This is a genomic window from Mycobacterium sp. (assembly GCF_039583785.1).
Taxonomy (GTDB): domain Bacteria; phylum Actinomycetota; class Actinomycetes; order Mycobacteriales; family Mycobacteriaceae; genus Mycobacterium.
Genome location: NZ_JAVKSG010000001.1, coordinates 116,368 through 135,803 on the forward strand (window position 1 = coordinate 116,368; position 19,436 = coordinate 135,803).

24 protein-coding genes are annotated in these 19,436 nt (G+C 66.2%); 14 read left to right on the top strand and 10 right to left on the bottom strand.

Annotated elements, in window-relative coordinates:
- Nucleotides 1-61 precede the first annotated feature (61 nt).
- Entirely contained in the window at nucleotides 62-457 is a 396-nt protein-coding gene (locus ABDV69_RS00580) for a PPOX class F420-dependent oxidoreductase (RefSeq protein WP_343571375.1), read from the top strand.
- On the opposite strand, the gene ABDV69_RS00585 is transcribed toward ABDV69_RS00580, so the two are convergent.
- Nucleotides 450-2,225, bottom strand: a complete 1,776-nt coding sequence (locus ABDV69_RS00585) for an NAD(P)/FAD-dependent oxidoreductase (protein ID WP_343571377.1) — start codon at nucleotides 2,223-2,225, stop codon at nucleotides 450-452. The two genes, ABDV69_RS00580 and ABDV69_RS00585, sit on opposite strands and share 8 nt — an antisense overlap.
- Nucleotides 2,226-2,403: 178 nt before the next feature.
- Between ABDV69_RS00585 and ABDV69_RS00590 the strand changes: the two genes are divergently transcribed.
- From ABDV69_RS00590 to mnmA, 4 genes are all read left to right on the top strand, one after another.
- Nucleotides 2,404-3,243 carry a GNAT family N-acyltransferase gene (locus ABDV69_RS00590; protein WP_343571378.1) on the top strand — a complete coding sequence of 280 codons (840 nt, stop codon included), beginning with the start codon at nucleotides 2,404-2,406 and terminating at the stop codon, nucleotides 3,241-3,243.
- Nucleotides 3,243-4,172: a lysophospholipid acyltransferase family protein gene (locus ABDV69_RS00595; RefSeq protein WP_343571379.1), complete on the top strand. Its 930-nt coding sequence runs from the start codon at nucleotides 3,243-3,245 to the stop codon at nucleotides 4,170-4,172. The genes ABDV69_RS00590 and ABDV69_RS00595 overlap by 1 nt, the downstream gene beginning before the upstream one ends.
- Before the next feature lie 148 nt (nucleotides 4,173-4,320).
- Complete coding sequence (locus ABDV69_RS00600; RefSeq protein ID WP_343571381.1) at nucleotides 4,321-5,502, top strand: cysteine desulfurase family protein; 1,182 nt, start codon at nucleotides 4,321-4,323, stop codon at nucleotides 5,500-5,502.
- Entirely contained in the window at nucleotides 5,499-6,572 is a 1,074-nt protein-coding gene (gene mnmA / locus ABDV69_RS00605) for a tRNA 2-thiouridine(34) synthase MnmA (RefSeq protein ID WP_343571383.1), read from the top strand. Before ABDV69_RS00600 ends, mnmA begins: the two co-directional genes overlap by 4 nt.
- Before the next feature lie 91 nt (nucleotides 6,573-6,663).
- On the opposite strand, the gene ABDV69_RS00610 is transcribed toward mnmA, so the two are convergent.
- Nucleotides 6,664-7,284 carry a sensor domain-containing protein gene (locus ABDV69_RS00610; RefSeq protein WP_343571385.1) on the bottom strand — a complete coding sequence of 207 codons (621 nt, stop codon included), beginning with the start codon at nucleotides 7,282-7,284 and terminating at the stop codon, nucleotides 6,664-6,666.
- A gap of 75 nt (nucleotides 7,285-7,359) precedes the next feature.
- On the opposite strand from ABDV69_RS00610, the gene ABDV69_RS00615 reads away from it, so the two are divergent.
- The 4 genes from ABDV69_RS00615 (at nucleotide 7,360) to ligA (ending at nucleotide 11,423) form a co-directional block, all read left to right on the top strand.
- Nucleotides 7,360-8,373, top strand: a complete 1,014-nt coding sequence (locus tag ABDV69_RS00615) for a methionine synthase (protein ID WP_343571387.1) — start codon at nucleotides 7,360-7,362, stop codon at nucleotides 8,371-8,373.
- Nucleotides 8,374-8,392: 19 nt separating this feature from the next.
- Nucleotides 8,393-8,533, top strand: a complete 141-nt coding sequence (locus ABDV69_RS00620) for a hypothetical protein (protein ID WP_343571389.1) — start codon at nucleotides 8,393-8,395, stop codon at nucleotides 8,531-8,533.
- A gap of 61 nt (nucleotides 8,534-8,594) precedes the next feature.
- On the top strand, nucleotides 8,595-9,308 hold the full coding sequence (gene msrA, locus ABDV69_RS00625) for a peptide-methionine (S)-S-oxide reductase MsrA (RefSeq protein ID WP_343571390.1): 714 nt from the start codon (nucleotides 8,595-8,597) through the stop codon (nucleotides 9,306-9,308).
- Nucleotides 9,309-9,347: 39 nt separating this feature from the next.
- The gene (gene ligA / locus ABDV69_RS00630; RefSeq protein ID WP_343571392.1) at nucleotides 9,348-11,423 is read left to right on the top strand and encodes an NAD-dependent DNA ligase LigA; all 2,076 of its coding nucleotides are present in this window, start codon (nucleotides 9,348-9,350) and stop codon (nucleotides 11,421-11,423) included.
- A gap of 134 nt (nucleotides 11,424-11,557) precedes the next feature.
- Here the strand turns inward: ligA and ABDV69_RS00635 are convergent, their stop codons facing one another.
- On the bottom strand, nucleotides 11,558-11,860 hold the full coding sequence (locus ABDV69_RS00635) for a toxin (protein WP_343571393.1): 303 nt from the start codon (nucleotides 11,858-11,860) through the stop codon (nucleotides 11,558-11,560).
- 34 nt (nucleotides 11,861-11,894) lie between these two features.
- On the bottom strand, nucleotides 11,895-13,709 hold the full coding sequence (locus ABDV69_RS00640; RefSeq protein WP_343571395.1) for a YncE family protein: 1,815 nt from the start codon (nucleotides 13,707-13,709) through the stop codon (nucleotides 11,895-11,897).
- A 719-nt stretch (nucleotides 13,710-14,428) separates the two neighbouring features.
- Between ABDV69_RS00640 and ABDV69_RS00645 the strand changes: the two genes are divergently transcribed.
- Nucleotides 14,429-14,872 (top strand): GNAT family N-acetyltransferase, encoded by a 444-nt coding sequence (locus ABDV69_RS00645; RefSeq protein ID WP_343571396.1) that lies wholly within the window; start codon nucleotides 14,429-14,431, stop codon nucleotides 14,870-14,872.
- A 150-nt stretch (nucleotides 14,873-15,022) separates the two neighbouring features.
- Here ABDV69_RS00645 and ABDV69_RS00650 read toward each other — a convergent pair whose 3' ends face one another.
- Nucleotides 15,023-15,289 carry a type II toxin-antitoxin system RelE/ParE family toxin gene (locus ABDV69_RS00650; protein ID WP_343571398.1) on the bottom strand — a complete coding sequence of 89 codons (267 nt, stop codon included), beginning with the start codon at nucleotides 15,287-15,289 and terminating at the stop codon, nucleotides 15,023-15,025.
- The gene (locus tag ABDV69_RS00655; RefSeq protein WP_343571399.1) at nucleotides 15,286-15,555 is read right to left on the bottom strand and encodes a type II toxin-antitoxin system Phd/YefM family antitoxin; all 270 of its coding nucleotides are present in this window, start codon (nucleotides 15,553-15,555) and stop codon (nucleotides 15,286-15,288) included. The genes ABDV69_RS00650 and ABDV69_RS00655 overlap by 4 nt, the downstream gene beginning before the upstream one ends.
- Nucleotides 15,556-15,937: 382 nt before the next feature.
- Between ABDV69_RS00655 and ABDV69_RS00660 the strand changes: the two genes are divergently transcribed.
- Genes ABDV69_RS00660 through ABDV69_RS00670 form a run of 3 tightly spaced genes read left to right on the top strand, consistent with a single transcriptional unit; the run spans nucleotide 15,938 to nucleotide 16,977 of the window.
- Nucleotides 15,938-16,417 (top strand): hypothetical protein, encoded by a 480-nt coding sequence (locus ABDV69_RS00660; protein WP_343571400.1) that lies wholly within the window; start codon nucleotides 15,938-15,940, stop codon nucleotides 16,415-16,417.
- Complete coding sequence (locus ABDV69_RS00665; RefSeq protein ID WP_343571580.1) at nucleotides 16,414-16,701, top strand: recombinase family protein; 288 nt, start codon at nucleotides 16,414-16,416, stop codon at nucleotides 16,699-16,701. The genes ABDV69_RS00660 and ABDV69_RS00665 overlap by 4 nt, the downstream gene beginning before the upstream one ends.
- A gap of 36 nt (nucleotides 16,702-16,737) precedes the next feature.
- Entirely contained in the window at nucleotides 16,738-16,977 is a 240-nt protein-coding gene (locus ABDV69_RS00670; protein WP_343571402.1) for a hypothetical protein, read from the top strand.
- A 24-nt stretch (nucleotides 16,978-17,001) separates the two neighbouring features.
- On the opposite strand, the gene ABDV69_RS00675 is transcribed toward ABDV69_RS00670, so the two are convergent.
- Together ABDV69_RS00675 and ABDV69_RS00680 are read right to left on the bottom strand one after the other, a co-directional pair.
- Complete coding sequence (locus ABDV69_RS00675) at nucleotides 17,002-17,298, bottom strand: helix-turn-helix transcriptional regulator (protein ID WP_343571404.1); 297 nt, start codon at nucleotides 17,296-17,298, stop codon at nucleotides 17,002-17,004.
- Between the two features lie 4 nt (nucleotides 17,299-17,302).
- A complete protein-coding gene (locus ABDV69_RS00680) occupies nucleotides 17,303-17,644 on the bottom strand; it encodes a type II toxin-antitoxin system RelE/ParE family toxin (RefSeq protein ID WP_343571405.1) in 342 nt (113 codons plus the stop codon).
- A 201-nt stretch (nucleotides 17,645-17,845) separates the two neighbouring features.
- Here ABDV69_RS00680 and ABDV69_RS00685 point away from each other — a divergent pair, with 201 nt between their 5' ends.
- On the top strand, nucleotides 17,846-18,151 hold the full coding sequence (locus ABDV69_RS00685) for a hypothetical protein (protein ID WP_343571407.1): 306 nt from the start codon (nucleotides 17,846-17,848) through the stop codon (nucleotides 18,149-18,151).
- Between the two features lie 50 nt (nucleotides 18,152-18,201).
- Here ABDV69_RS00685 and ABDV69_RS00690 read toward each other — a convergent pair whose 3' ends face one another.
- Nucleotides 18,202-18,438 (bottom strand): CopG family transcriptional regulator, encoded by a 237-nt coding sequence (locus tag ABDV69_RS00690; RefSeq protein WP_343571408.1) that lies wholly within the window; start codon nucleotides 18,436-18,438, stop codon nucleotides 18,202-18,204.
- A gap of 256 nt (nucleotides 18,439-18,694) precedes the next feature.
- Nucleotides 18,695-19,354 (bottom strand): amino acid-binding protein, encoded by a 660-nt coding sequence (locus ABDV69_RS00695; RefSeq protein WP_343571409.1) that lies wholly within the window; start codon nucleotides 19,352-19,354, stop codon nucleotides 18,695-18,697.
- Nucleotides 19,355-19,436 lie beyond the last annotated feature (82 nt).

Sequence of the window (19,436 nt, forward strand, 5' to 3'; positions counted from 1 at the left end):
GCCATACCCTTGTCTGCAGAGCCCGAACCACTCTCCAGCCCAGCATGGATCAAGGAGCGCGATGACGACTGCGTTATCGGCGCTCGGGGCCGAAAAATTCGTCTCGCTGACCACGTTCAAGAAGGACGGCACCGCCGTTGCGACGCCGATGTGGATCGGGCGCGACGGCGATCACCTCTTCTTTTGGACCCCGGCCGACAGCTGGAAGGCCAAGCGGGCGAAGAACAACCCGCGGGTCGTGCTGGTGCCATGCAGCCGCAGCGGCAAGGTGCGCGACGGCGCTCATCCGGTTGACGGAGTCGCCGAGGTGATCTCCGACGCGGCGACCGTTCAGCGTCTGGCGGGGGTGATCCGGGGCAAGTACGGCCTGGAGTTCGCCATCGTGACGTTCATCGAGCGGCTGCTGGCACGCGGAGCGAAACCACGCCTGATTCTGCGGATCGCGCTGCCTAGCTGACCCGGTCGGGTGTCGACTCGCGAACGTCGAAGCCATCGAGCGTACCGCCGGATCGCCACGCATTCAGGATGTCCGCGTATTCGGTCGGGCTGCCGAAGAAGAAGCTGTCTCGATTGAGTCGTGGGCTCGCCTGGCCTTCGCGGTTGTAGTAGCCGGGGGTGCACGATTCCCGGCGGCCGGCGATGACGCTGGAACGCTCGACGACGGTGTCGACCCAGGCGGCTTCGGCGTCTGCGGTGGCCTCGAGTTCGGCGACGTCATGCTGCAACGCCCAGGCGATGACCCAGGCGATGTGATGGGACTGGGTGTCGATCAAGTAGGGGAAGTTCACCGTGAAGCCGGATTGGGCGATGCTTTCGATGAAGCAGTTCGGAAAACCGTTGACATGTACGCCGTGCAGGGTTCGGACACCGTCGGCCCATTTGTCGGTCAGGGTGAGCCCGTCGCGCCCGATGATCTCGAAGCCGGTGCGCTGGCAATAGCTGGTGCCCACCTCGAAGCCGGTGGCGAAAATCAGACAGTCCAGCCGGTATTCGGCGCCCGCCACGACGACGCCGTCCGCGGTGATCTGCTCGACGCCGAGGCCTTGTGTGTCGACCAGCGTGACGTTGTCGCGGTTGAAAGCCTGCAGGTATTCGTCGTGGAAGCACGGCCGCTTGCAGTAGTACCCGTACCACGGTTTGAGTGCCTCGGCCGTGGCGGCATCGGTCACGATCGAGTCGACGCGCGCCCGAATCTCTTCCATCTTGGCGAAGTCGGCCAGCTCGGCGGCGTTCGGGCCGCCTTCGTTGACGATCGGCATTTTCTTGGTGAGGCTGGTCCACGCGTCGTCAACCAGATCCTCATCGGAACTGCCTCCGGCAGTGAGGATTTGGAAGTTCTCAATCCGCCGCTGCTGCCAGCCCGGCTCTAGCGATGCGGCCCAGTCCGGTTCGGTCGGCCGGTTGGCCCGAACGTCCACCGTCGACGGGGTGCGCTGAAACACGAACAGTTGACCGCATGCCTCGGCGAGTCGCGGTACGCACTGGATGGCCGTCGCGCCGGTACCGACGATTCCGACCCGTTTGTCGGACAGCCCGCTCAGGTCGTCGCCGGTGTAGCCGTAATCCCATCGACTGGTGTGGAAGGTATGGCCGCCGAAGTTGGTAATGCCCTCGATGCCGGGCAGTTTCGGCTTCTGCAGGTAGCCGTTGGCCATCGCCACGAATCGGGCGCGAATCTCGTCGCCGCGATCAGTCGAGATCACCCATCGGGAACTGGCGGGCTCCCAACGGATTTCCTGCACCTCGGTCTGCAAACATGCGTCTCGGTACAAGTCGTAGTGCGCGGCGATCCGACGGCAGTGCTCCCAGATCTCGGGACCCTTGGCGTACTTCTCGGACGGCAGGTAGCCGAGTTCCTCGAGAAGCGGCATGTAGACGTAGGACTCGACGTCGCAGGCGATTCCGGGATAGCGGTTCCAGTACCAGGTTCCGCCGACGTCGGCGGCCTTGTCGATCAGCCGCACGTTGTCGACGCCGAGTTGCTTGCAGCGCGCCCCGATCAGCAGCCCGCCGAAACCGGCGCCGACGACCGCGACGTCGACGGTGTCGTGGATCGGGTCGCGGCTGAAGTTCGGATCGGCCCAAGGGTCGTCGCCGAACTTGCTGAATGTGCCGGAGATCTCCACATACTGCGAAATGCCGTCCGAGCGGAGACGCCGCCAGCGCTCTTCGGCGTACTTGGCGCGCAGCGCATCCGGATCGAATGATTTCCCGCCAGACGTCACGGCTGAATACTGGACCAATTTTGTGAGCCAGGCAACGTTGAGATGCAGTCCTTTGTCATCTTCCGTGCACGGACACGTTACGGCCTTGATGCCAGTTGGCTGATCAACAACGCCACAGTGGCGCACATGAGCCGCGGCACGACGATGCAGAGCGCAGCGATGAGGAGAAGTGGCGCACGTGAACACTGAATCGGTCCTCATCGCCGCCGAAAAGCCGGTCCCGGGGACATGCTCATCGGCAGATCCACGCTACTCGCTGGTGCTGTCCAACGATGCGGCCCACATTGACGCCGCGCAGCGGCTGCGTTACGACGTGTTCAGCAGCGAGCCGGGTTTTGCGCTGACCGGGCAGAACGACGGGCTCGACGCCGACCGCTTCGACGAGCACTGCGACCACCTGCTGGTTCGCGAAGAAAACTCCGGCGAACTGGTCGGCTGCTACCGCATGCTGACGCCAACGGGCGCCGTCGCAGCCAAAGGGCTCTACACCGCAACCGAATTCGACATCCGGTCGCTGGATGCCCTCCGACCGTCGCTGGTGGAGATGGGCCGTGCCGTGGTGCATAACGACCACCGCAACGGCGCTGTCGTCCTGCTGATGTGGGCCGGCATCCTGGCCTACCTGGACCACTGCGACTACGACTACGTCACCGGCTGCGTGTCGGTGCCGGTCGTCGTGCCGGGCGAACCGCCGGGAACTCAGATCCGTGGCGTGCGCGACTTCGTCGCCCGGCGGCATGCCGCCCCGGCCGAATACCACGTCCGCCCATACCGGCCGGTGGTCATCGACGGTCGCTCGCTCGACGAGATCGAGCCGCCCGCCCGGCCGGTGCTACCCCCGCTGATGCGCGGCTACCTGCGATTGGGTGCGCAGATATGCGGTGAACCGGCTCACGATCCCGACTTCGGCGTCGGCGATTTCCCGGCCCTGCTGGACAAGCGCCAGGCCGACACCCGCTACCTGCGTCGACTCCGGTCGATATCGGCGGCGACCGAGGCGGCGAGTCAGGTGGCCTGATGAGCACCCCAGCGCTGCGCGACCACGCCTGGCTGCCACGGGCGACCTGCGACACGAACTGCATACGCGCCGGCGGCTACGAGGCCACCCGGCGGCTGATCGTCGCGCTGCGCGTTGCCCGACGGATCACGCTGCTGGTGCTGGTGTCGCCCGCGTTGCCGCTGCTGGCCGGGGTGATTCCGGGCTGGTCGAAGTCCAGGACGATTTACTGCCGGTTGCTGCTGTGGTGCCTGGGCGTCAAGATCGACGTCTCCGGCGGGCCGATCCGCAACCTGCCGGGCGTGCTGGTGGTCAGCGACCACATGTCCTGGCTGGACATCCTCACGATCGGCGCGACGCTGCCGTCCACCCGCTGGCGGGCCGCGCCGCTGTCGTTCGTGGCCCGCGCCGACGTGGCCGCCAGCGGCGCGGTGACGATGATGGCGCGCATCGTCAAGGTCATCCCGATCGAACGCGCCAAACTGCGCCAGCTGCCCGCGGTGGTGGCCACCGTCGCCGCCCGGCTCTACGCCGGACACACGGTGGTGGCATTTCCCGAGGGCACCACGTGGTGCGGGAGGTCCAATGACGATGCGGGCGGGCCGTTGGGCACGGTGGGGCGCTCTCACCAGGGGTCGGGGCGGTTCTACCCGGCCATGTTCCAGGCCGCCGTCGACACCGGCCGGCCGGTCCAGCCGCTGCGGCTGCGCTACCAGCATCGGGACGGCAGCGTCTCCACCGTGCCGGCCTACATCGGCGACGACACCTTGCTGGCCTCGATCGGCAGGCTGATGGTTGCCCGCCGCACGGTGGCCAGGATCTACGTCGAATCGCTGCAGCTGCCCGGCGGCGACCGGCGGGAGCTGGCCCGTCGTTGCCAGGCGGTGATCCGCGTCACCGCGGTGCCGCGTCCGGACCACGGGCAGCGGCCCTCCGTGCTGGCGTCCTGATTTCTCCGGGTTCGGCCAGGCCGAGCCGGGCTCAGTGGTCGAGTTCCTCCTCGGGCTCGCGTCGTCGCAACGGTTTAGTTGCCGAACTCCTCCTCATGCCGTTCCGGCCTGCATCGTCGCCGAGCGGCCTCGCTATCCTGGGCAGGTCATGGTGTACCTGGATCACGCCGCCACCTCCCCGATGCACCCCGCTGCCGTCGAGGCGATGACGGCTGTCCTGGGCACTGTCGGCAATGCCTCGTCGCTGCACGCCACCGGGCGCCTCGCGCGCCGGCGCACCGAGGAGGCCCGCGAGCTGATCGCGGCTAAGCTCGGTGCCCGCCCGTCCGAGGTGATCTTCACCGCCGGTGGCACCGAGAGCGACAATCTCGCCGTCAAGGGCATCTACTGGGCGCGCCGCGATGCCGAGCCAGGCCACCGCCGCATCATCACCACCGAGGTCGAGCACCACGCCGTGCTGGACGCGGTGAACTGGCTGGCCGAACACGAAGGCGCCGAGGTCACCTGGCTGCCCACCAGCGCCGACGGGTCGGTGTCCGGTGCGGCGCTGCGTGCGGCGCTGGAACGCCACGACGACGTCGCGCTGGTCACCGTGATGTGGGCCAACAACGAGGTCGGCACCATCATGCCGATCGACGAACTCGCCGCTATCGCAGCCGAATTCGACGTCCCCATGCACAGCGACGCGGTTCAGGCGGTGGGCCAGCTGCCGGTCGACTTCGGGGCTACACAGTTGTCCGCGATGAGCGTGGCCGCACACAAGTTCGGCGGCCCGGTCGGTGCGGGCGCGCTGCTGCTGCGCCGCGACGTCACCTGCGTGCCGTTGTCGCATGGCGGCGGCCAGGAGCGTGACATCCGCTCCGGCACACCCGATGTCGCCGCCGCAGTCGGCATGGCGACCGCGCTACGGGTTGCCGTCGACGGATTGGACGCCAACAATGCACGGCTCCGGCTGTTGCGCGACCGACTCATCGACGGGGTGCTGGACGCCGTGGAAGACACCCGGCTCAACGGCGCCACCGGTGCCCGACGGCTACCCGGTAACGCACACTTCACCTTCGATTGCTGCGAAGGTGATGCGTTGTTGATGTTGTTGGACGCCAACGGAATCGAATGCTCAACCGGGTCGGCGTGCACCGCCGGGGTCGCCCAGCCGTCGCATGTGCTGATCGCGATGGGGGTCGACCCCGCCAGTGCCCGCGGATCGTTGCGACTGTCGCTGGGGCACACCAGCGTCGAGTCCGACGTCGACGCCGCCCTGGCGGTGCTGCCCGGTGCCGTGGCGCGCGCACGGCAGGCAGCACTTGCCGCCGCGGGGGCTTGGCGATGAAGGTGCTCGCCGCGATGAGTGGCGGCGTCGACTCGTCGGTCGCCGCCGCGCGCATGGTCGACGCCGGCCACGACGTGGTCGGCGTGCATCTGGCCCTGTCGCACGCCCCGAGCATCCTGCGCACCGGCTCGCGCGGCTGCTGCTCCAAGGAGGACGCCGGCGACGCCCGACGAGTCGCGGATGTGCTCGGAATCCCGTTCTATGTTTGGGATTTCGCCGACAGGTTCAAAGAAGACGTGATCGACGACTTCGTGTCGTCCTATGCCCGCGGTGAAACCCCGAACCCGTGTGTGCGGTGCAACGAACGAATCAAGTTCTCCGCGTTGGCCGCCCGCGCGCTAGCCCTGGGGTTCGACGCGGTCGCCACCGGCCACTACGCCCGGCTCGCGGACGGGCGGCTGCGCCGGGCCGTCGATGCCGACAAAGACCAGTCCTACGTGCTCGCGGTGCTTACTGCGCAGCAGTTGCGGCACGCGGTGTTTCCGATCGGCGACACCCCCAAGTCGCAGATCCGCGCCGAGGCGGCCCGCCGCGGCCTGTCGGTCGCCGAGAAGCCGGACAGTCACGACATCTGCTTCATCCCCTCCGGCGACACCCGCGCGTTTCTCGGTGAGCGCATCGGAGTGCGCCGCGGTTCGGTGGTGGACCGGGGCGGTGCCGTACTGGCCACCCATGACGGCGTGCACGGCTTCACCATCGGCCAGCGTAAGGGGCTGGGGATCGCCGGCCCGGGGCCGGACGGCCGGCCGCGCTACGTCACCGCGATCGACGCCGACAGCGGCACCGTCCAGGTCGGCTCGGTGGCCGAACTGGAGGTCTGGCAGCTGACCGGCCTCCAGTCGGTGTTCACCGCGGGCGCCGCTCCCGACGGACCTATCGACTGCGCGGTGCAGGTGCGGGCACACGGCGAAACCGTCGATGCCGAAGCGCGATTGGCCGGCGAGCAGCTGGCGGTGCGACTGCGGACTCCGCTGCGCGGGGTGGCGCCGGGGCAGACGCTGGTGCTGTACCGCCGCGACCCGGACGGCGACGAGGTGCTCGCCAGCGCCACCATCGCTTCGGCGGCGTGACTCTTTCCCGTCCTACGCTCTCGCCCAACGTGAAACCACGGGGAGAATGCGGCCGCTAATCCGCCCCCGGTGCGCGCTCGGCGCGCGAACACTAGCCCGGGACGTTGCCGGCGAGGTTCGAGATGACGATCGCAGACACCGAATCCGGAAACCCGCAGTACGTGACCTCCATCAGCACCAGGGACTTGAGCCGGTAATCGCGCCCGCAGTCGCCGGGCCGGGTCTGCAGCGACCGGTCGTCGGCGCTCCAGTCGCCGATCAGGCCGTCGCCGGCCGAACTGCCCGCGCAGTTGCGGACAGTGGCCACCAACGCCCCGAACGCGCGTCGAGCGGTATCGCCGTCGCGATACGCCGCGGCACCTTCCGAGATGATGCCGCCGCGTGGTGGATCTTGAAAGGTGGTCTTGTGGAACGCCTCGACGTCGGGTCCGAACGTCGCGGTCTCGGCGTAGACGAAGCGGCATGCCGGTGGCGCGGTCTGCGCAAGGGTGTCTATGTCGACCGGGGAAGTGGCATCCATCGACGGGATGATCGTCAGATACTCGCCGCCGCCGGTGATCGCCTGCATCCGCGACTGATCGAGCAGCACCCGCCCGACGTCGAATCCGTCGGGCTCGAGACCCGATTCCGTCGTCGCGGCTCCGCCGACCACGCGAGTGCACGCCGTGGCCAGCAGAGCCGCCGCACACAGGGCCAGCCGTCGTTTGGTCATCGTGACCCTCAAGCGTAATCGTGCCGACCCGACCTCGCGCCACTCGTGCGAGACGCAATCGAATACGGTTCTCCGGTGAGTGTTTTCGCAACAGCCACCGGCATCGGATCCTGGCCCGGAGCGGCCGCGCGACCCGCAGCCGAGGTCGTCGTTGGCGAATTGGGTGCGGCAATGGCCCATCTGGTCGAACTGCCCAGCAGGGGAGTGGGCGCCGACATCATCGGCCGCGCCGGCGCTCTGCTCGTCGACATCGCCATCGACACCGTCCCGCGTGGCTACCGGCTGTCGGCTCACCCCGGCGCGGTCACCCGACGATCGGTCAGCCTGCTCGCCGAGGACATCGACGCGCTGGAAGAGGCCTGGGAGGTGGCGGGCCTGCGCGGCAGCGGGCGGCCGGTGAAGGTTCAGGCGCCGGGGCCGATCACGCTTGCCGCCGAGCTGGAACTGTCCAACGGACATCGCGCGATCTCCGATCCCGGCGCGCTCACCGACATCGCCGCCTCACTGGCCGAGGGGGTCGCCGCCCACCGGGCATCGGTATCTCGTCGACTCGATACGCCGGTGGTCGTGCAGTTCGACGAGCCGTCGCTGCCCGCGGCACTCGCCGGTCACCTGACCGGAGTGACCGCGCTGAGCCCGGTGTCCGCCATCGACGAGTCGCGTGCCACCACGATCCTCGACGTCTGTGCGTCCGCGGCCGGCGCCGAGGTTTCGGTGCACAGCTGCGCATCGTCGATTCCCTGGAAAATTCTGCAGCGCTGCAATATTGACGCAGTATCGGTAGACGCGGCAACGTTGCAGCCAGCCGATCTGGAGGCGGTCGGCGAATTCGTAGAATCGGGACGGGTCGTCATGTTGGGTGTGGTGCCGTCCAGCGCACCGGCCCGTCACGCCGCGCTCGAAGAGGTCGCGACCAGCGTCGTGGCCATCACCGACCGGATCGGCTTCAGTCGGTCGGTGCTGCGGGATCGCATCGGTATCGTCCCCGCGTGCGGACTCGCGGGTGCGACCCCGGAGTGGGCGCGCACCGCCATCGGCTTGGTCCGCCGCGTCGCCGAGGGCTTCGCCGACGATCCGGATGCCATCTGAGCGCGGTTAGCGTTGCCCGATGTCCTCACCCGACGTTCAAGAGATGCTCGGTAAATACGAAAAGTGCTACGGCGCATCGATATTCATCATGCTGTTGATGGTCACCGATGACCCCTTTGGCGAACTCTTCGCCGCGCTGAAGCAGTCTGGGCCGAATTGACGTCCCGGCGCCGTTCACGTGACTGCGATATCCTGGCGGTCACTGGGGAGAGGACACCACGATGAATGGCACAAGCGGATCCGGTCGTCGACGGGTGGTCCTGGCGAGTTGGCTGGCCGTGATCGGTCTTGCCGCCGCGGCGTTCCTGGTCCGATCCCCGGCGATGCCGTCCGCGAGCGGGACGGCGGCAAGCGCTCTTCCGGCTCCAACCGTCGACGAGCCCACGGCCGGCGGCCGCAAGACTGAGACCGTGGTGCTGGCCGGCGGCTGCTTCTGGGGTGTGCAGGGCGTTTTCCAGCACGTCAAAGGCGTGACGGCGGCCACGTCCGGGTACGCCGGGGGAGACAAGTCGACCGCCGATTACGACACGGTCAGCAGCGGCACCACCAAGCACGCCGAGTCGGTCCGGATCACCTACGACCCGACGCAGGTGACCTTCGGCCGGCTGCTGCGGGTGTTTTTCGGCGTCGTCGAGGACCCGACCGAACTCAACTACCAAGGCCCCGACATCGGTCCTCAGTACCGCTCGGTGATCTTCACCCAGGACGACAACCAGCAGAAGATCGCCGAAGCATACATCGCTCAGCTGAACGCGGCGGGCGCCTTCCCCGCGCCGATTGTCACCACCGTGACGCCGGGCGCCCAGTTCTTTCCCGCCGAGGCCTATCACCAGAACTTTTTCGACCTGCACCCGAACAATCCGTACATCGTCGCCAACGACCTGCCCAAGCTCGGCGCGCTCAGGTCGGAGTTCCCCGACCTCTACCGCAGCTAGCCGCGCGGTGCTGTCGGCGCGCTCCGATAGCCTGCCGAGGTGAGTTCACCCGAGGCTGATCCGGTTCCGTTTGAGGTGCGTCGTACCTGGCGCGAGCTGGCCGACGAGGTGCGCGAACACCAATTCCGCTACTACGTGCGCGATGCGCCGATCATCTCCGACGCGGACTTCGACACACTGCTGGGCCGCCTGTGCGCACTCGAGGACGACCACCCCGAACTCCGCACGCCCGATTCACCGACCCAACTCGTCGGCGGCGCCGGTTTCGCCACGGATTTCACTTCGGCCGACCATCTGGAGCGAATGCTGTCGCTGGACAACGTGTTCAGCGCCGAGGAATTCGACCTGTGGGCGGGCCGCGTTCACGCCGAAGTCGGCGCCGACGTTCCGTTCCTCTGCGAGCTCAAGATCGACGGTGTCGCTTTGGGTTTGGTCTACCGCAACGGCCGACTGGTTCGGGCTGCGACCCGCGGCGACGGGCGGACCGGCGAGGACGTCACCTTCAACGCGCGCACCATCGACGATGTGCCCGAACGGCTGACGCCCAGCGACGACCACCCGGTGCCCGACGTCCTCGAAGTGCGCGGCGAGGTGTTCTTCCGGCTCGACGATTTCGAGGCACTCAACGCCGCGCTCGTTGAGAACGGCAAGTCGCCGTTCGCCAACCCGCGCAACAGCGCGGCGGGTTCGCTGCGGCAAAAGGATCCCGCCGTCACAGCCCGTCGCAAACTCCGGATGATCTGCCACGGATTGGGGCACATCGAGGGCTATCGACCGGGCACCCTGCACGACGCCTATCAGGCGCTGGCGGCCTGGGGCCTGCCGGTCTCCGGTCACACCGCCCGGGTGGACAACGCGGCCGGCGCTCTGGATCGCATCGGCTACTGGGGTGAGCACCGCCACGACGTCGACCACGAAATCGACGGGGTGGTAGTCAAAGTCGACGACGTGACATTGCAGCGCAGGCTCGGCTCGACGTCGCGGGCGCCCCGGTGGGCGATCGCCTACAAATACCCGCCGCAAGAGGTGCAGACCAAGCTGCTCGACATTCGGGTCAATGTCGGCCGGACCGGACGGGTGACGCCGTTCGCGTTCATGACGCCGGTCACCGTCTCGGGGTCGACGGTCGGCCTGGCCACCCTGCACAACGCCGCGGAGGTCAAGCGCAAGGGCGTGCTGATCGGCGACACGGTGGTGCTCCGCAAGGCCGGCGATGTGATCCCCGAAGTGCTAAGTCCGGTCGTCGATCTGCGCGACGGCTCCGAGCGCGAATTCGTCATGCCCACAACGTGTCCCGAATGCGGCACGACCTTGGCGCCGGCGAAGGACGGCGACGCCGACCTCCGCTGTCCCAATTCGCAGTCCTGCCCGGCACAGTTGCGGGAGCGGGTGTTCCATGTCGCCGGCCGCGGCGCCTTCGACATCGAAGGGCTCGGCTACGAGGCCGCGATCGCGCTACTGAAAGCACAGGTGATCGGGGACGAGGGTGATCTTTTCAGTCTCACCGAAGACGCGCTCTTGCGGACCGACTTGTTCACCACCAAAGCCGGCACGTTGTCCGCCAACGGCAAGCGACTCTTGGCCAATCTGGACACCGCCCAGAAGCAACCGCTGTGGCGGGTGTTGGTGGCGTTGTCGATTCGCCACGTCGGGCCGACGGCGGCAAGGGCGCTGGCCACCGAGTTCGGCAGCCTCGACGCGATCAGATCCGCATCGTCGGAGCAACTGGCCGCGGTCGAGGGCGTCGGCCCGACGATCGCCGACGCGGTGACCGAGTGGTTCACCGTCGACTGGCACTGCCGCATCGTGGACAAGTGGCGGTCGGCCGGGGTGCGGATGGCCGACGAGCGCGACACCAGCGTGCCGCGCACCTTGGCGGGGTTGACGATCGTTGTCACCGGCTCACTGGCCGGGTTCTCCCGCGACGATGCCAAGGAGGCGATCCTGACCCGCGGTGGCAAGGCCGCCGGTTCGGTGTCGAAGAAGACCGACTACCTGGTCGCCGGCGATTCTCCCGGATCGAAGTACGACAAAGCGGTCGAACTCGGGGTGCCCGTCCTCGATGAGGATGGGTTTCGCAAGCTGTTGGCGGAGGGGCCTTCGGAATCCAGCTGAAACTGCACCCACTTCGCGGTCAGGCAGCACGCCGGGCCGCGGGCGTTGTCTCGGCAAACCCTCAGCTGTATGAGATCGACTTACCGGCAGCCGATCAGCCAGCGGGCCGGGCAGGTGATGTCCGGCGCGGCCGGTCAGGTCATCAGCGCGGTGACGATCGCGGTTGTGTCGTGCAGTGCGGTGGTCCCGACATTTCCTATCCGCTCATCAAGGTCCGCGACTGGAAGCCACTGGACCAGCTCGGGCAGCACAGCGCCTTCGGGTTGCTGAACAGTGACGATCATTGCCATTGTTCCGCTGGGCATTTGGCCGGGAACGAAGGGGCCGGTAATGACTCGTCCTGTGGCGGCTGTGAGGTGAATCGTGTTTGTAAGGACAACGACGTAGCGCTCCTGGTCGCTGTCGCGGCGGGCCGTGATGTCGCCGGGAGCGATCACAGGCCGACGGCGCCGGCAGAGCCGTTCAAACCGGCTACGGCGTGATCACCGATACCGTGTTGCCGACAGCGTTGGTGACGTAGATGTCGCCGGCCTCGGGACCGGTGGTTTCCACGGCCACCCCAATCGGACCGTTGCCGACGCCGATGGTGTCAATGACGGTGTTGGTGGTGGGGTCGATCACCGACACGGTGTCGCTGCCTTCGTTGGTGACGTAGATGTCGCCGGCGTCGGGGCCGGTGGTTTCCACGGCCACCCCATCCGGACCGTTGCCGACGCCGATGGTGTCAAGGACGGTGTTGGTGGTGGGGTCGATTACCGACACGTCGTCGCCGCCGGCGTTGGTGACGTAGATGTCGCCAGCGTCGGGGCCGGTGGTTTCCACGGCCACCCCTTGCGGGGCATTGCCGACGCCGATGGTGTCAATGACGGTGTTGGTGGTGGGGTTGATCACCGACACGTTGCCGCTGTCTTCGTTGGTGACGTAGATGTCGCCGGCCTCGGGACCAGTGGGTGACACCGCTAGCGCATCCGGGAGGCTGCCGACGTCGCCGGTGGTGGCCACCACGGTGTTGGTGGTGGGGTCGATTACCGACACGTCGTTGTTGGCGGCGTTGGCGACGTAGATGTCGCCGGCCTCGGGACCGGTGGGTGACACCGCCACCGCATACGGGTCGCCGCCGACGCCGATAGTGGTCACCATGTCGTTGTTGGCGGGGTCGATCACCGACACGTCGTAGCCACCGAAGTCGGTGACGTAGATGTCGCCGGCGTCGGCACCGGTGGGAGCCACCGCCACCCCGAGCGGGTCACCGCCCACATCTATGGTGGATACGACCGTGTTGGTGGTGGGGTCGATTACCGACACCGTGCCGGCAGCATTGGTGACGTAGATGTCGCCGGCGTCGGGACCGGTGTTTGATATCGCCACCCCAATCGGCCCAGCCCCGAGGTTGCTGATATTGACGGTGGCCACCACGCTCGGGCCGGCCGGGCCGGCCACGCCGTCGACGCCGTCCGTGCCGGTCGCCGCACCACCGGCACCACCAACAGCGCCGGCACCACCAGCACCGCCCGCGCCGCCGATATCGAACGACCCGGTCGCCGCACCACCGGCACCACCATCAGCGCCGGCGCCACCGTCACCGCCGGCACCGCCGATACTGAACATGCCCGACGCCGTACCCCCGTCACCGCCGGCCACACCGGGGTCACCGCTGGCGTCGAAGCCGGCTCCACCGTCGCCGAACAGCGACCCGCCAGCGCCGCCCGTGGGGTCGGCCATTGTTCCGGCCGCACCGTTGCCGATCAGATCAGACCCGAACAACGTATTGATCTCGGTGGCGAACTGCATACCGGATGGCGTATTGATGAAAGCTTCCAGGGAACTGTTGACCGACTCATCGAAAGCCGCCAACGACGACGCCGCGGCCGGATCGACAGACGCGCTCGACGCCGCGGCCACCGCCGCGCCCGGATCAACAGACGCACTCAGAGCAGCCAGCGGCTCGGCGGGCACGGCCAACGCCGAATCAATGCCACTTAAGCCAAAGCCGCTGGCGCTGGCCACATCAACGGCCGACGACGGATCCAGCACCGCCAGACCATCTAAGCCGGCAGTGCCCGCGCTGAGCGCAGCGGCGGCTGCCGTGGAGGCATCCACCAGTGGCTGGATGATCGGGTCGAGGATCGAGTCGAGGATGTCGGCGTGGGCTGCGGGCGCGGTGACCAGCGGACCCATCCCGAATGCCAGCACCGCCCCGGCGCCGGTCCCCAGACCGAGCACGCGACGACGCGCTTTGGCGTTCCGTGATCGGTGCTGTTCCGCGGCGCGCTTCTTACCAGCCATCTGTGAGCCCCCCACAACAGCGCGCCCTGTGACAGGAGCGCGGACAATATGTGCTTTTCCAAGCTCGCGTCAAGGTAACGCCGTAACGCGGAGCCGTCAAACGCTCAAATATCGACGACGGCTGCCCTGCGTCGCGGCCACCCTAACAGCCGACTCAGTACCCCGACCCCGCACCGGAATGCTGGACCTGCGGTGCCACCAAGGCGGTGGCCACCAACAGGCTTTTCAGATCTGAGACAGGCGCAGGCGCAGGTGTGAGCACAGACAGCCTGAGTTGCCCGCCGCGAAAGCATCGTCAACCGCTGCTTGAAATTTGCTGGGGACAATAGTTGTCCGCCAGGGGGCGACGACGTGGCTCGGCAGCGCGGGTCCGACGATCATTAGTGCGCCGGCAAGCGCGGCCACTCCAGCGAGTACTGCGCGTGTCGTGCGTAGCCACGGCGGCAGCGAGACCAACGCAATCACTGTGAGCACGGTCCTTTCGCCTCTCGGACGGTTCATTCCCCCTGCTACCTGAAACGTTACCGAGCCACGCTGTCACGGCCAGGAGGTTCTCCCGGCTTTTCTGGAGACTTCCAACGAGGTTCGATCCTGTCCACGGTGCTCACCAGTCAGGGCGCACGCCATAAGCCCTTGCACCCCAAATCGACGCACGCCGTGTCTCGTTTGGAGAGAAATGAAGTTGATCAGTTCCTGTCCCACATGATCGACTTCAGACCATGGCTCAGATACGCGAAATTATGGAAGGCGAAAACGCGGAAGCTGCCGAGGCAATGCTCGTGCTGAGGCCTCGCTGGAAGACTGCCGACGCCGTTATCGACTTCATTGACACCCGGCTGCGGCCGACTGGCTATCGGCTGGCCGGCGTGTTCCAAGATTCGTCGGATGGAGCGGTATCAGTCGTTGGTTTTCGAGAGCTGTGGTCAACAGCGTGGGGGCATTACATGTACATCGACGATGTCAGCACGCTGGAGGCAGCACGTGGCAACGGATCGGCCGATGAACTGATGCGGTGGGTAATCGCTGATGCCAAACGTCGCCAATGCGAAGGGGTCCATCTGGATTCGGGCGTGGGAAGCGATCGGGCGGCGGCTCATCGGCTGTACATGCGGAACCACCTGCAGATATCAGCCCATCACTTCTCGCTCGAAGGCGTCTGCTGACCAATTTTTGTGTTCCTGTCTCGTTTGTGTCGAATTGGCATCGAGCAGTTCCTGTCTCAAATGCCAGAGGGGTTTGACGGATCTCGGCTGGCTTGTCCGTCTTGTCTGCGACCCAGCGGAACGGTTAGCCCGAGTGCAACCCACATCTTGCTATCGGTAGACGTCGCTGCGCCGGTCGACGTGCATGATTTCTATTCGGCGTGTGATTTCGACGATGGCGTAGACGACCCGATAGTCACCGCGGCGGGCAGATCGCAGGCCGACCAACTCGTCACGAAGGGGCTTGCTGACCTGCCTGGGGTTCTCGACGAGCGGGCCGAAGATGAATGCGACGCAGGCCGTCGCGACCTTCTCCGGTAGGCGCTGTAAATCCCGGGCAGCACGAGCGGTGATCTGAATCTGGTAAGGCTCGCTCACGCAACGCCGTAGCGGGCTTTGATCTCGTCATTGTCGGCAAATCGACCGGCCGCGACGTCGGCCTGCCCCTCCCGGATCGCTTGCACGGCGTCGGGGCTGCCGAGAATTTCCAAGGTTTCCTCGATGGAGGCGAGATCATCGACGGAGATTAGTACGGCGGCCGGGTGGCCATGTCGCGTGATCGTGACCCGTTCGTGGGTGCGTTCGACATCGGCGACGTACTCCGATAGTCGGTCGCGGGCCTCACCCAGTGGCACAGCACTCATACATGAATTCTAGCCAAATCTACGTGCAAATACTATTGACGCTCTCACGCCGGCCTTACGTGCGATGTCGGTGTCGACGACCGGTGGACCGGTTAAGCGTTTAGGTGATCTTCGTATGGGGCGTCGGGCGGGATCTGTAGGACCTCGATCGTCTCGGATGCGCAGAGTTGGTCGATGAGTTCGCGTGTACCGCCGATGATGGTGGAGTCGTAATCGACTTCGGTTGCCACGCACCAGTTGGGTCGAGGAGGTCGAGAATTCACCCTGCCACGATCCCTCAAATCAGCCCCGTTTTCACAGCAGCGGGGTGTTTCGGTAACGATCGTTACCGATACGCTCAGCAAGCCAGATAGCTGCCAGCTAACGCAACTACAGTGCGCGTATGAAGACCGCTGTTATAGCGACGGTGCTTGCCCTTGCCGGCGTGGCCCTACCTGGAACTGCTCATGCGGACTGCGGAGACCCCGAACAACCCGCGTGTGCTGGACCTGTACCAACCGTCGATCAGGTCGTCGCAATCATGGCTGAGCTAACTGACCCGAACATTCCCGCAGCGAACAAGGGAAACATCGTCACGCCTGGATTCACCCCTGAGGAAGCTGGGACAATCGACGATCACCTACACAAGATCGAAGGCCCCGCGCTGCCCCTACCGTTCATAGTGACCGACATCCAGGCCGCACCAAACAACTTCGCAGGCGCCACCGTGTCCACCGGGGGAAACAGTTACCAGCGCACCTATCCCGCGCCGATTGTGCTAGTCAATCAGGGCGGGCACTGGCTGATCACTCACGACACCGCGATGCACGAGTTGAGTGCGTTCTGGGCAAACGGCTCCCGCACAATTGTCCACGTGCCCTGACGTTCGACTGCGCCCAACACGACGCGCTCACCGCGGCGGGCTGTGATCAGATTTTCCTCGACAAGGCGTCGGGCAAGCTGGCCCGCCGACCGGAGTTGGACAAAGCCCTGCTTTCAGCCAACTGGGCCGGCGATCAGCTGGTGGTGACCAAACTCGACCGGCTAAGCCGGTCATTGGAACACCTCATCGAGTTGTCCAAGCGCCTACACGTCGCCGACGTGGATCTGGTGGTGCTCGACCAGGACATCGACACCTCGACCGCCATCGGCCGTATGTTTTTCTAAATCCTCGGCGCCGTAGCCGAATTCGAACACGCATTGATGTCTGAGCGCACGATGGACGGCCTGGCGGCCGCGCGTGCCCACGGCCGCACCGGCGGACAGAAACCCAAACTGGGGCCGCGACAAGTGGCATTGGCTCAGGCCATGTACGCCGAGCTCGACGACGACGGAAAACGTCGCTACACCGTTGCCGAGATCGCGACCGAGCTCGGCGCAACCCGGCCCACCATCTACCGGCACCTAGGCAAAGTCCTCAACGCCAGCTCGGCCGTATCATGACCCGACGCCTGTTTTACCTGTTGGTTAGGCGGCGTCGATACGGATAGTGAGTCGCTGCCCGCAGGCGCGGGCGAGGCGTTCGAGCAGCTCGACGGTTGGGGTGCGAGCGCCGGATTCGATGGCGGCGATCGCCGACTGCGTGGTACCCATCTTGCGGGCCAGTTCGGCCTGGGTGAGCCCGGCGACCTCACGGGCACGATAGACGGTCTCAGCCAGTTCCATCGCCAGACCCGCGGTCGCGTAAGCCTCGTCAAACACGGCCCGGTCCTCGGGGCCTAGTTCGGCCACAAGCTGATCGCGGCGGTCGCTGTAGCTGCTCATTGGCTCACCCCTTGCCTTGCCGGCGGCGTAGCACGTTGCGTGCCCGCTGCACTTCCCTGCGCTCGTTGCTGCGCTGCTTGCGGAACGTCGTCATCGTGATCACGCGCCGCGCGGGTTCCACCGTGTAGGTAATACGCTGATTTACCCGCTCGCACCGAAACCGCAACTCCCACAACTGGTCGTCGAGTTTGCGGCTGTGCGGCATCCGCAACGAGATGCCATGTTCGGCAAGCAGATCCAGCGCCCGGATCGCCTGCGCCTTGGCCTTCACCGGCAACGCCTGCAACCACTCGTCTACCTCCCCGCTCAGTTCTATGTGCCACGGCTGATCATCTTCATCCGACACTGACCCATTATAGCGCCGTAGCTATATCTCGCAGGCGATATACACGCTGGGCTATTCCAGTACCTGCCAGGCGATGTGCGGGACCGGGGCGTCGTCAGGCATGTCCAGGAAATGGTTGAGGTCGCTGACCAACATTGTGCAGGACCGTACCGGCCGCGGTCAGCGGGAGCAGGCGGCGCCGGTGGTGGATATCGTCTCGCTGTGGGAACGAAGGCTCAACGCCGCGCGGCCCGAGAAGCCGTGGCCGGCTATCACCAGGCGCGGCTCGGTGAGCTCATCGAACATATTGCGAGTGCGATCGATCGCTACCGTGCCGGTGAGGTCGACGCCTACACCGTCGATGAGACGATCCACCACTACCATCGGGCGGCCCATGAGCTGTGGAAATTCTGCTGGTCCGGCGGTGGCGGAGCACACGTCGAGGTGATCGCCGACATCCTCGATCGGATGACCACCGACGGTGACACCATCAACTGGTGGGAACAGGTCTCGCCGCGACAGCCGTGACCGCCCACGTTGGTGGCGCGCCCGCCGCAGCGATGACGTTGGAGAGTTGGTCACGCTGCGCTGTGATCGCCGCGGTCGAGTTTTTCGGCGATCCAGACCTTGATCAGTGACTGGCGGGTGACTCCGAGGCGGGTGGCTTCGCGGTCGAGTTCGGCGATCATCCATGCCGGGAAGTCGACGTTGACCCGCCGGTGTTCCTCGCCGGGGCGCCGCGCACGTGCCGTATCCAAGACGCCGGCCATGTCCTCGCCGGCGTCGAACCGCTCGTCGAACTCCTTAGCCTTCATAAATCGCCACCTCGCTTTCTCGTGAGCGACGTACCGAGATGATCCGGGCCTGTTCGCTCTCGGTAGGTCACCACTGCTGACCAACATCGGCCCTCAATCCGACCGATCACCATCCACCTCGGCTCATCTGTCGTCCGGGACGGAACCTCGATGCGGTGCGTATCCCGCTAAATGGACTGCGCCGCAGCAAAGTCGATGCCGTGCTTGCCCAGGTTTGCCGCGCTACATCCGACGAATACCCCGTCTGCCGGGACGATCAGTGCAGCAGCGTCCCGACGATCCCGGCCAGGTAGCCCAGCCGGGCAACTTCCGATGGCCGGAACGCCGGGCCGCCCGGCCTGCCGAGCATCACCGCGGTGTCGGTGGAGCCCAGCGGAGCCGCGATCAATGTGGTGTCCAGGTCGCGCCAGACCTGCGGCACCCAGTCTTCGGTGGCGTCCAATGCGGTGGCGTGCTCGATCGGCATCCACGGCACATCGCTCAGGCGGGTTTCCGGCGCCCCGGGGCTACCGGCGGTGCGCTGGAATCCGTCGTCGGACTTCCGCAGCACCGTGCACCAGCTCACCCGCAGCACCTGCGGCGCCTCACTGACGAGCACCTTCAGCTTGGCGGTGATGTCGCCCGCGGCGGCGACGTGGTCGATCAGCGCCAGCTCGCGGTGCGCGTCCAGCAATCCGGTGTGCGGCCGCAGGCTGTCCACCCGTACGCCCTGTAAGGCCTCGGCCGCCGTGATCAGCGTGTCGGGCATGCCGCCGGCAGGGAGCTCGACCACGAGATCGTCGATGGCGTAATCGGGTCCGCGCTCCACGACATCCAGCGAAAGGATGTCGGCGCCGACCGATCCCAGGGCCACGGCCAGCGAGCCGAGGCTGCCTGGTCGATCGGCCAGCTGGACGCGGAGCAGATAGGACGACACGCCACACTGTTTCACAGCGGCGCGCGCTCGGCATGTCGGCGGCCCGACCGTCCCGGGCCGCATCGTCGCCGGGCTAGGATTT

What these genes read in the sequence shown, in the direction of transcription:
- ABDV69_RS00580 (WP_343571375.1), top strand. Translation starts at nt 62, where the DNA reads ATGACGACTGCGTTATCGGCGCTCGGGGCCGAAAAATTCGTCTCGCTG.
- ABDV69_RS00595 (WP_343571379.1), top strand. Translation starts at nt 3,243, where the DNA reads ATGAGCACCCCAGCGCTGCGCGACCACGCCTGGCTGCCACGGGCGACC.
- ABDV69_RS00600 (WP_343571381.1), top strand. Translation starts at nt 4,321, where the DNA reads ATGGTGTACCTGGATCACGCCGCCACCTCCCCGATGCACCCCGCTGCC.
- mnmA (WP_343571383.1), top strand. Translation starts at nt 5,499, where the DNA reads ATGAAGGTGCTCGCCGCGATGAGTGGCGGCGTCGACTCGTCGGTCGCC.
- ABDV69_RS00610 (WP_343571385.1), bottom strand. Translation starts at nt 7,284, where the DNA reads ATGACCAAACGACGGCTGGCCCTGTGTGCGGCGGCTCTGCTGGCCACG.
- ABDV69_RS00620 (WP_343571389.1), top strand. Translation starts at nt 8,393, where the DNA reads ATGTCCTCACCCGACGTTCAAGAGATGCTCGGTAAATACGAAAAGTGC.
- msrA (WP_343571390.1), top strand. Translation starts at nt 8,595, where the DNA reads ATGAATGGCACAAGCGGATCCGGTCGTCGACGGGTGGTCCTGGCGAGT.
- ABDV69_RS00640 (WP_343571395.1), bottom strand. Translation starts at nt 13,709, where the DNA reads ATGGCTGGTAAGAAGCGCGCCGCGGAACAGCACCGATCACGGAACGCC.
- ABDV69_RS00645 (WP_343571396.1), top strand. Translation starts at nt 14,429, where the DNA reads ATGGCTCAGATACGCGAAATTATGGAAGGCGAAAACGCGGAAGCTGCC.
- ABDV69_RS00655 (WP_343571399.1), bottom strand. Translation starts at nt 15,555, where the DNA reads ATGAGTGCTGTGCCACTGGGTGAGGCCCGCGACCGACTATCGGAGTAC.
- ABDV69_RS00660 (WP_343571400.1), top strand. Translation starts at nt 15,938, where the DNA reads ATGAAGACCGCTGTTATAGCGACGGTGCTTGCCCTTGCCGGCGTGGCC.
- ABDV69_RS00670 (WP_343571402.1), top strand. Translation starts at nt 16,738, where the DNA reads ATGTCTGAGCGCACGATGGACGGCCTGGCGGCCGCGCGTGCCCACGGC.
- ABDV69_RS00675 (WP_343571404.1), bottom strand. Translation starts at nt 17,298, where the DNA reads ATGAGCAGCTACAGCGACCGCCGCGATCAGCTTGTGGCCGAACTAGGC.
- ABDV69_RS00690 (WP_343571408.1), bottom strand. Translation starts at nt 18,438, where the DNA reads ATGAAGGCTAAGGAGTTCGACGAGCGGTTCGACGCCGGCGAGGACATG.